This window comes from Acinetobacter sp. 102 (genome assembly GCF_037028485.1).
Classification (GTDB): Bacteria; Pseudomonadota; Gammaproteobacteria; order Pseudomonadales; family Moraxellaceae; genus Acinetobacter; species Acinetobacter higginsii.
Window position 1 is genome coordinate 1 of sequence record NZ_JAZEZK010000037.1, and the last position, 10,076, is coordinate 10,076.

The 10,076-nt window shown below is 33.0% G+C and carries 11 protein-coding genes; 6 read left to right on the plus strand and 5 right to left on the minus strand.

Annotation, left to right across the window (positions count from 1 at the left end; genetic code table 11):
* Both WA352_RS21380 and WA352_RS21385 read left to right on the plus strand, forming a co-directional pair.
* On the plus strand, positions 1-758 hold a 758-nt coding region (locus WA352_RS21380), incomplete at its 5' end, for a hypothetical protein (protein WP_336143856.1).
* Positions 759-1,396: 638 nt separating this feature from the next.
* Complete coding sequence (locus WA352_RS21385; protein ID WP_336143857.1) at positions 1,397-2,890, plus strand: caspase family protein; 1,494 nt, start codon at positions 1,397-1,399, stop codon at positions 2,888-2,890.
* Between the two features lie 231 nt (positions 2,891-3,121).
* On the opposite strand, the gene WA352_RS21390 is transcribed toward WA352_RS21385, so the two are convergent.
* Together WA352_RS21390 and repM are read right to left on the minus strand one after the other, a co-directional pair.
* Positions 3,122-3,661 carry a plasmid replication DNA-binding protein gene (locus WA352_RS21390; RefSeq protein ID WP_442892297.1) on the minus strand — a complete coding sequence of 180 codons (540 nt, stop codon included), beginning with the start codon at positions 3,659-3,661 and terminating at the stop codon, positions 3,122-3,124.
* An 84-nt stretch (positions 3,662-3,745) separates the two neighbouring features.
* Positions 3,746-4,663: a replication initiation protein RepM gene (gene repM / locus WA352_RS21395; protein ID WP_057107259.1), complete on the minus strand. Its 918-nt coding sequence runs from the start codon at positions 4,661-4,663 to the stop codon at positions 3,746-3,748.
* A 1,205-nt stretch (positions 4,664-5,868) separates the two neighbouring features.
* On the opposite strand from repM, the gene WA352_RS21400 reads away from it, so the two are divergent.
* Together WA352_RS21400 and WA352_RS21405 are read left to right on the plus strand one after the other, a co-directional pair.
* A complete protein-coding gene (locus WA352_RS21400) occupies positions 5,869-6,255 on the plus strand; it encodes a hypothetical protein (protein ID WP_005200047.1) in 387 nt (128 codons plus the stop codon).
* Entirely contained in the window at positions 6,252-6,422 is a 171-nt protein-coding gene (locus WA352_RS21405; RefSeq protein WP_336143862.1) for a hypothetical protein, read from the plus strand. The genes WA352_RS21400 and WA352_RS21405 overlap by 4 nt, the downstream gene beginning before the upstream one ends.
* Positions 6,423-6,441: 19 nt before the next feature.
* On the opposite strand, the gene WA352_RS21410 is transcribed toward WA352_RS21405, so the two are convergent.
* Positions 6,442-6,978, minus strand: a complete 537-nt coding sequence (locus WA352_RS21410; protein ID WP_087514417.1) for a hypothetical protein — start codon at positions 6,976-6,978, stop codon at positions 6,442-6,444.
* Between the two features lie 71 nt (positions 6,979-7,049).
* Between WA352_RS21410 and WA352_RS21415 the strand changes: the two genes are divergently transcribed.
* Both WA352_RS21415 and WA352_RS21420 read left to right on the plus strand, forming a co-directional pair.
* Complete coding sequence (locus tag WA352_RS21415) at positions 7,050-7,355, plus strand: hypothetical protein (protein WP_087514416.1); 306 nt, start codon at positions 7,050-7,052, stop codon at positions 7,353-7,355.
* Between the two features lie 130 nt (positions 7,356-7,485).
* Positions 7,486-7,743 carry a hypothetical protein gene (locus tag WA352_RS21420; RefSeq protein WP_017397139.1) on the plus strand — a complete coding sequence of 86 codons (258 nt, stop codon included), beginning with the start codon at positions 7,486-7,488 and terminating at the stop codon, positions 7,741-7,743.
* Between the two features lie 176 nt (positions 7,744-7,919).
* On the opposite strand, the gene WA352_RS21425 is transcribed toward WA352_RS21420, so the two are convergent.
* Positions 7,920-9,161: a DNA cytosine methyltransferase gene (locus WA352_RS21425; protein WP_336143864.1), complete on the minus strand. Its 1,242-nt coding sequence runs from the start codon at positions 9,159-9,161 to the stop codon at positions 7,920-7,922.
* A gap of 68 nt (positions 9,162-9,229) precedes the next feature.
* On the minus strand, positions 9,230-9,970 hold the full coding sequence (locus WA352_RS21430) for a PmeII family type II restriction endonuclease (RefSeq protein WP_336143865.1): 741 nt from the start codon (positions 9,968-9,970) through the stop codon (positions 9,230-9,232).
* Between the last annotated feature and the right edge of the window lie 106 nt (positions 9,971-10,076).

Genomic DNA, 10,076 nt, shown 5'->3' on the forward strand with positions numbered 1-10,076 from the left:
TTTTTATTGCTACAACTCCAAACAACTATGAAGAGACTTCATTTAAAGATTTAGAAAATAAAGGTTTCTGGTGCTCAATCACTGAAAATAAAGAACGAGCATTTGTTGCTATTACAAAACAAATTAATAACTTCCCATGGAATATTGAAATTCATCCTGAAAAAACGAACAACCCCTATCATCCAGATCTTTTATGTATTTTAGAGTCAGGAAATTTAACTGGTGAAGTCAAAATTAAAAACTCACCTCTATTTTTTGCTTCAAAAGATTATGGAATTGATCCTCAATATGCTTTAACAATGGATTTAAAAGATTCTTTTAACTATACAAAGTGGTTAGAGCGAGATGTTGATATACAAATTTTTATTTGGGTTAAATGGGAAGCACATCAAATGCAAACATGGGGAACTGACCCTCAATTTAAAAAATTCTATACTGTGCAACCAATGAAAGGGATCTGGACCACTAAATTTTCTAAATTACTAGCATATGAAAAAAAACATAAACCGCCCATTCACTGGTATAAAAATAGAAAATCTCAACTCATTGATATAAACACCAATGAAGCTCAACATTTACTTAAATTTGAACCCAGATTACAAGAAAATAATAAGGTTCGTACAATAGCAGAAAACGGTTTTATAGAACGTGATGGTATTTTTTACCCTTCTGGAAATTCATCGGCTAGTTATATTTTTGATCTAAAAAACAATAACTTATTTGAAGAAATTGTTTTTAAAGAAGGATACCCTTATTAAAGTTATTCAGAGGATTTATGTAGAGTTTTTTTTGATTGTAATGCTTTCGATTCTCTCAACTTCATCAACAACACAGTATTTTCATCTTTGAACAATAAAAAAGCCCGACATCCTGTCGGGCTTTTTCATATCGGGTTGCTCGTCTTACTGATCTCGTGCTGCCCATTCCTTGCGCAATTTTCTTATTCTTGTTTTCTGGAAACATCCAGTTCCCTTATGTATTCATCATAGGGCTAATGCTTTGGATTACCAATCCGCAAAACCCTTAAATCTGTGTAAGTTTTAGCTTACAAAGTTGGCCTATTTTATCCCAAGAGTTGTCCGCAGAAATTGGGGATTATTTCTGAATTATGAACCTTGATAAATCAGGAAAAAACGCAAAAACGAATGTTTTTTGATCAATCTTATTGGCTAAAAGTTACAGTTTTGCTTAAAAAGAAACCGACTTGTTTCCAAGGCGGTTGAACGAGAACGTTCCAGAGGGTATGAATAACGATAAGATACTGATCTTAAAGTAATATTAAAAATGCGTTTCGTATAAGCTCTATTATGTTAAATAGGCGCATACAATTTTTTTAAAATTTTTATATTTAAAAATAAGTCTATAATAAATGTATGTTTATAAATAAGAATTTGAAATGACAAAGATAGCCATTCTTCTAGCATCTAGCGAATACGAATTATACGATCCTTTAGATGCATGTAAAAATGATCTAGAAATGATGAAAAACTTATTAGAAGTATCAGGAGAATTTTCTAATATTTTAACGTCTTTAAATGATTCAGCATCAATAGTTCAAGATAAGATTATTGATTTTATTAAGGGCTTTGAAGGAAAAGATATTGAACAAATATTCTTTTACTTTAGTGGTCATGGCTATAGAGACTCAAATAACTTCTATTTCTGTTTTAAAGATACGAATTTAGAGCTTTTAAAAAGTACAACTATCACCAATGATGTTATAGACAGCTATCTTAAAAGATTAAATCCTAAAGTAGCAGTCAAGGTTGTTGATGCCTGTTATTCTGGTGAAAATTATATAAAAGAAGCTGAAGATTCATTAATCAGGAAAAATTTGGATAAAGAATACACCTTTGATGAAGTTTATTTCATGTATTCATCAAGAGGAAATGAAACTTCTGAAGCAACTAATAAATATAGTAAATTTACCAAGTTGTTTTTCGATGCAATTCTTAAACAAAAACAATCAGATAAAATAACTTATAAAGCAGTTATAGACTATATATCTGATTTATCAGAGAAGAGGTTAAGTCATACTCCAATTTTTGTAACTCAAGGTGCTTATTTAGCCTATTTTTTCAATAACTTAAGCGCACCTAAGGAAATATTATCTACTATTGATCAGATGAGTCCAAGTGTTATTGATGGTCCTTCATTGGCAACAGCTCCATCACTAATAGAAACGATAAAAAAAGAGTCTGAAATGTATTGTTCAGAAGAAGAGGGTCTAAAACAAATCAAACAAATATTCAATTTAATTGAAAAACATAAGTTTTCAGAAGAGATAAAAACTTTATTTACTCTAGATACATCGAAATCTGATGTTGTTTTATTCAATGCTAAAGATATTGGAAATTGGTTAGTTGCTAACAAAGATAAAGATGATTACTTGGTTGAAGAGCGCTACAACGAAATAGAAGTATCAGAGAAAAAGTACATCAAATATCCTAAAAAACCTACTTCTAATATTAGTACTTCTTCTTTATCTTTTTTACTAGGATTAAGCTCTAATGATGATTATCGATTAGAGGATGTCACTGTAAAAAAGCAAGTTTTAAATGGAGTTAAATATTTAGTTCCTCTTGATCAGGTATTCTTATCTATACGTTTTGCACCGAAAGAAGATTTTCAAAAATTGAAAAATTATTCTGCTTGTTTTGCAATCATTTTTTCAAAAAAAGAAGTTGTGCTCTTTTACAGTATTGAGAAGCTTAAAATACTTAATTGGACCTCTACTTATCAACCAGAATGTTCTAAATGGAATTATGTAACTATGCTTCTAAAGGATAATAATCAGAAAGCTATAGAGAAGATTTGTCAAAAAATAGAGGAATTTATATTTGATGACATTAAAAAATCTTTAACTTTAAGTAAAGATAGTACTAAATAGTCCGGAGGTAAGCACTAAGGCACTCTTCGAATAATTATGTTAATTTTTCTAAAATTAACATAATGCACGTTATATGTAATGCTGTATAATTTGTTCTATAAATCAATACGATAGTTCCATGATTTCAGCCCACTTACCCTCTGGTGGGCTTTTTTTATGATTTTTCACGTTCCACGCCTATTCTTTGAGCAATGTTTCACAGCTTTATTCATTTTAATTAAACAATCTTGATTAATCATAGGGTCTAAAAAACCGACTCCAAAAGCCCCTCTTCTCTGGCTCCGGTTCAACATGTTCCGGCACCGGAATACGCTTATTTTCTGTTTCGACCGGAGTAGTCAATCCGTCATCTTTCTGGTCTGGTTCTAGTTTAGGATTCTCTGTCATTTCAGAATGAACAGGAGGAGCAACTTTGTGCTCTTCTACCTCTGTTTTTGGTTGTTCAAGCTGACCTTTAAACTCAATTCTATGAGTCAAATCCTCTATGTGTTGCATCAAAGCCTTTTCTCTGTGATTGGCTAAGTCCAATTGATTTTTGAGTAGAGAAATTTGATCTTTCAATACATTTTCAATCTCAGATTGAACACGTACTTGTACATCCTTCTGAACGTGTTCAGTACGTGTATTGGACTGAACACCGATAGGGTTACCATAGACCCTGATAAGTTCGGATAAATCTATAAGCCCATCATGATCCCTTGATAATTCACCATTTTTTATAGCTTCATATATTGTTGTTCGTGATTTTTTAAAAGCTTTACTTGCGTCCATGACGCTGAATTTTGTTGTGTTCAATGTAATCCCTCAGTGCATGTACAAGGATGTTTAGATGAACATCCTACCTGAACATGAAGTTTATTTTGTACTAAATCCTACTTTTTTAAGATGTGGCAGAAGCTCTTCAAACTTCTCTTTATCTTTTAGCATTTCAGCAATTCGAACTGCAAATTGTGGGTAGCTTTCTGTACCTTGAGAGTATTTATTCATGTCTGGAAGTTCAGAAAGTTTATTAGCAAAACGGTGACGTTGTGCATCGGTCATTTTTGAGAAAAGTTCAAGTGAAGTTGAACTTTTAGAGGTGATCACTTTCTTTTGCTTAAATGTGAAAGAGAATCCTGAAATGTTACGGCCTTTTTTATGTTGCTCATATTTAACGTTAATGTCTGTGTGCTCATTAACTTGGGCAATAGCTAGATTTAACACTCGATCCTTGAAGTTTCCCATTCTAGTGTATTCATCATCGAGAACACCTATCTTCTGCCTGAACTCTGCTAGTTCAATAACAGGTGTTTGGCCAGTACTACGCCAAGCAATCAATAATTCGTATAAACGTACAGCGTAAGCACTACTAAGATCACTAATTTGCTGTAGCTCATATTTTGTGAATTGTTCTTCTAAACGTGTAATAAGAGGCACGATTGCAGGTGCAAATATTAATTTTACTGTTGCTTCATCATCAATGTATCTAATTTCACTGACCCAGCGACTTAGGACATTCTCAATATTTCCTCTTTTATTTACTTCTTGATAGCTAAATTGACGTGCGAATAAGTCTTTACACGCATCTTTGAGGGCTTGATAAGCTGTTTGTCGTGCAACATTAAACTGGTTTACATAACTCTCTGCATGAACCTCTAATGGGTCATTTGCATTGATACCTCTGCCACTACCTCTTGCCTCGACAATGGCCAATAGGATTAAACGTTGTTCTACTAAATCCAAATTATAGCTAGCATTTATTAGAGCATTATCTTTAACAACTAAATCCCGCATCTTATTTATCTACATTATTATTCATGAATATAAGTCTATATTAATAATTATGTAGATTTATGCAAGGTAAACGTAGTTAAATCTACAAAAAATATTATGAAGTCTTATGGTAGGTAAACGTAGTCATATTGGTAGGTAAACGTAGTCATATTGGTAGGTAAACGTAGTCATATTGGTAGGTAAACGTAGTCATATAAGCTCTACAGGCCTTTAAAATAAAGGTATTCAGCTAGTCTAAAAGCATTTAAAAACTTTAAAATTATTAAAAGCCCTGGCAAAGAAAAATTGCCCTTGGTTTTCGCTACGCTCAAACTCTATTGAATCTCGCTTTCGCTCGATTCGTGGGGCAATTTTTTATTCATCCGGTTATGACTTTAAGAAAAAGCAAAGGCAAGAGCAAAAGCAACTCGGAATTCGCTTCGCTCATAAAGCTTTTTTACTCGCTACGCTCGATCTAGGCTCAATTTTCTGCATGTGATTTACGCTTATTTAGGCTTCACAGCCTAAAAAGCTGTTTTTCAGAGAATCGAGGTGCGAATTTTGGTGCTTCGCTCGTAGACACTCGCTCTATTCATCCCGATTAGAATAAAAATACCCTCTATTTGGCGCTCATTTGCGTTTTTTAACCTGATTACTCATTTCAATAGTGGATTCTATGTCTTAAGTAAAAATTTGGCTGAAATCGCATGTGAGAGCGTTTTAACTTGGGTTTTATTTTTTATCTGTAGACTAGAGTTTTCGCTTATAGATTTTTTTCTTAGAAACACAAGAGTCAGGATCTCTTTTGGCCAAGCACTATCTTTACTGTCAGTTAAGTCAATTAAATGGATTGGGAACCGGTACATACCGGCAATTTTTGGTTCACACACCACGCATCTAAAGATAAAGGCTTCAAAGCCTTATGCCATAAGGGGTACAGCGATTTTTCATCTGTCTGGAAAGCGTTTACGCTTTTAGCATGATTTTTATTGTATTTCAGAGGCTTAGCTGTAAACACCTTTTGTTGCAAATAAATTGCAATATTTACTTACAAAACAATAAGATAGCTTGTAATCACCTTTGTTTACGCTTTTATGTGAATTTCTCTTTTTATATTAAATATTTAACCTGTAATCATTAAAACTTAACACAGTGTTTACTTATATTTGATAGTTACTTTTTAGAAATTAGGTGCTTAGATTGAAAACAAATGATAGGAGTTTTTCATGAACAGTACTCGAACCGTTGCAGTCAGATTAGACAATCAGGTCGCACAAGAATATGAGCGTTTGGCTCAATTGAAGGGCGATAAATTAGGGACTTATCTGCGGGATCTTCTGACCAGTAATTTACAGATGGCCAGTATTGAGCGACAAGCTAGTCGGATTGAAACATTGGTGAATGATTTCGAAAAGCAGATTAACTATTCCCTCGATAAGTTTACTGAAGCCAATTATTTAAATGAAAAATTCTTTGAAGACTTTGGCCATATATATATGTTTCAAATTGGGATACTGATGCATCTAAAAGTCGATCGAGGAGACATCCAAGGAATGCAAACAAAAGGAAATGCATATGCCCAAAAGAACTATTTTGAGGGGAAAAAGCCATGAGTAATATTATTCAATTGTCTAAGCCTTGCACTTTCTGTGATTCAAGGGAAAACGTACAGCTTTTTGCAGGGCCGATGCTTTGCGGAAATTGTCAGGACAATATCCAGATTACCAATCCTGGCATGTTTGAGGCTAATGATCAGATTGAACAAAAAGCCCAGGATTAACCTGGGCTTTATAAATCAATTAAAACCTGGAGCCTATAGTATTTCCATTTTCATCTACAGCACCAATTTCGTAAGTATCATACCAAGTGCCGTTTAGCATGATATAAGTTGGCAACCAAAATGAAAATTTATTAACGGCCTTTAGAACATCTTCTAATTGATTAAACTCTGATGCATCTTTAAATCTAAAGAACGTAGTATTCATACTTATGTCTTCATCAACCCAAGCTGCACATTCCTGAATATTCTCATTATCATCGAGACCGTAGTTATCTAAAGCAACTTCAAATAGTCCTAATATATATTCTGGTTTTGGGCATCCATCTTCAATGATACCAATATCGCCATCGTCTAAGACGATGTCCATTGCTTCTTTAATATCCATTGCAATTACACATCCATCTAAATAGTTCTGGCGATGTGAAAATTGATCTGGTACGTGTTGATAATGCCCCTCTACGATTTTTTTAAGTTCACTTAAGATAGCTTCTTTTCTAAATTTTTTAGCATTTTTAACTCTTTCTTCCAGAGAGCCCCGATTTTTTGCTTGTCCCATTTTAAAACTCACTTGTATTTTTGATATTAAAAACTATATCATTTTTATATATCAAATTCATTGGTGATGAAATGTTAAATAGACTTTATGTTAAGGGTGAAAATGACCCGAAAGAGTTAGATATTTTGGTGTCACAAATTAAAGCTAGGACATATAACACGGAGACTTTAGGGGTAACTCATCAAGTACCATTTCGTATATATCAATGGAACTTTGAAAAGGTAGAGGCATTGAAAGCTCACCTTGGTAATCCAACAAGAAATAAGTTATTAAATCAACTACTTGAAATAGCTTTAGAGGAGGTTTTTAAAAAGTTAGAAGAAAATGATCCTGAGCAATTAAAGGAAATATTAGATTGTATTGGTAAGTTAAAATAAGTGATTTTACATTTAACTTAAGACAGGTGATTCTTAACGACAAAGTGTGTCGTAGTTATCGTTTTTGAATGTATTTATGAGTTAAATTGTTGATATTCTGATCAGATTTAATCAATTTGGAATAGTTAAAATGTCTTTAGTTGAACGTAAAACCTTAAATGAGTTTTCTACCAATAGTAATGATGCCTTTTTTAATCAAATTTTCTCTGCTGGGTCTAAAGTCCCACATTCAGGAATCTATCGATGTACTCAATGTAAGCGTGAAGTCGCTGTCAATGATCATGATAAAGATAATAAATTTCCTCCACACTATCAGGATCCAAAGTTTAACTGTACTAGTCCTAAATGGAAGCCATATGTGATAGCCGATTCAAAAGCAGAATTTTAAAAAATATGGGAGTAAAAACTCCCATATTTTTTATTCTATAGGGATTTTAATAAAGTCCCATAAATCTTGAGCTGTTAAAGTGGATCATGTAAGAAGGGTTCGGCTAGAGCCCACCACTAGATAGTGTGGACTCTGAAATTTGAGTAGATTTGGGTTGTTTTAACTTTTTATGTTTATTAATCCAAATTATTCAACATTTTGATTAAAGCTTTTCCTAAAGCTAAAGATAAGTTAACAGGAACAGCATTACCTATTTGTTTATATTGAGCAGACATTGATCCTTGAAAAATCCAATTATCAGGAAATGTTTGAATACGAGCATATTCACGAACCGTTAATGGTCTGCTTTCAGTCGGGTGACACCTTTCAGTTTGCTTTTGTGCAGGTGCACAGGTTAATGTCAAACTAGGTTCATTCCAAGAAAGCCGTCTAGCCATTCCTGTTTTACCACCACCTAAATAAAAACTAGCTTGCATATATTCCTTTTGTAAATCTAATGGTAAATCTCTCCAATAACCGCCTTCTGGAACATGATCAAATATTTCTTTTTTTCGTTCTGGATATTTTTGCCCTACAGAAATTGGTACATCACTTTCAAATAAAACCCCTTTTTTTAATGCATCTTTTACAGTCAAGATCCGTTTATAAGGTGAAGGAGGTGTGAAAACTGCCTTTTCAACTAAATCTTTACGAACTCCAACAAGGATAAGACGTTCTCGCTTTTGAGGAACTTTATAGAAAATGGCTTTATAAACATTATCTTCAACTAATTCATAGCCTAATTCATTAATAATATTTTTTATTGTTTCTAAAGTTTTTCCATCATCATGACTTAACAAACCTTTTACATTTTCAGCTAAAAATATTTTAGGTTGAATCTCTTTCAATGCTCGAGCAAATTCGAAAAACATTGTTCCTCTAATATCTTCAAACCCTAATTTTTTTCCTGCATAGGAGAATGCTTGGCAGGGGAAACCACCAGTTAAGAGGTCAATAGAATTTTTATAGGCGGTGAAATCTACTTTTCGGATATCACCTTCAATTACGTTCCAATTAGGACGATTATGGCGAAGTGTTGCACAAGCTGATTTATCAAGCTCATTTAACAAAACATGCTTAAATCCTGCCTCTTCTAAACCAAGCGCTAAACCTCCAGCACCTGCAAAAAGTTCAATAGAGTTATACTCACAATTTGGACTTACTAGTTGTTCCTGATCCCAGCTGCTATTAAAAAAACTTTGAAATTGTTCAAACTGTTCAAGCTGTTTTTGGGAATATAGCGCTTCTTTTCCGCTTATGTACTCAGGAACTAACTTTCCATTTCTAGCCCAAGTCTCTAAATTTCTTTTAGAAACAGATAAGACATCTGCAACTTGTTCAGCAGAAAACTTATCTAACTCTTTAGGGATAGCCGTCATGATATGAGGTACAGGTAAAATAAAAATTTATTTTACCTGTTTTTATGACAGAGGTCCACCCCATAAGATCACTTAGATTCTTTATTCGCCATGTTAGAGAGCTCTATAACTTTTTGATCATTAGATAAGTCTTTAATTATAGAATCTAATTCCTCACGAAAATCTGATTCTTCTGCTACTTCATCAATTACGGCTATTAAATCATCATAAAATTCATTATCACCAGTTAATTTCGCCCAGAACTCTCTACCAACAAGCACAACATAGTCATGTTTAGATTCTAAATTCTTATAATGTTGACTGATTTCATTTCTCTCACCATAGACAATTCCAACAACCATATCATTGACTTGTAAAGCAAGATTATTTGTTCGAGCTAAATTTTTTACAGCTTTAAAATGTTGATGAAGCGTCTCCACATCATCTTTGTTTATTGTGTTTGGCCCTGACTTAATCTGACAGTATTTTTTTCGACCATCTTGCTGATCGTCATACTCAATATCAATTCCTGATGTCGTACTGCTAAATGTACCTAATACATCATTCGTGAAATTTTGAATTGCACCCCCAAAAGTTGTGTTTATACTTGTACCTAAAATTCGTGGGTAAATTAATGCTTTAGCTATACTTTCAGGTGAAGCATCCCCAGTTAAAAAATTAGCTAAGTATGTTGCAGTAAAAGGATTTATATTAAATTCAGAAGCTTTTTTTAGTTTTTTGGCATTTCGTAAGTGACTTTCCATAACACTTTTTCGAAACCAATCCTTAGCTTTCACTAAAATCTCTTTTTTTTGCGTCTCTGATAACATACTTGTCCTTAGAAATTGGATTTAATAACTGCTTCTAATTATAAGCTTTTATTTATAATTTTAATTTTATCAATAACGTTAATGAGCAAAAAAATGCCATCTAAAC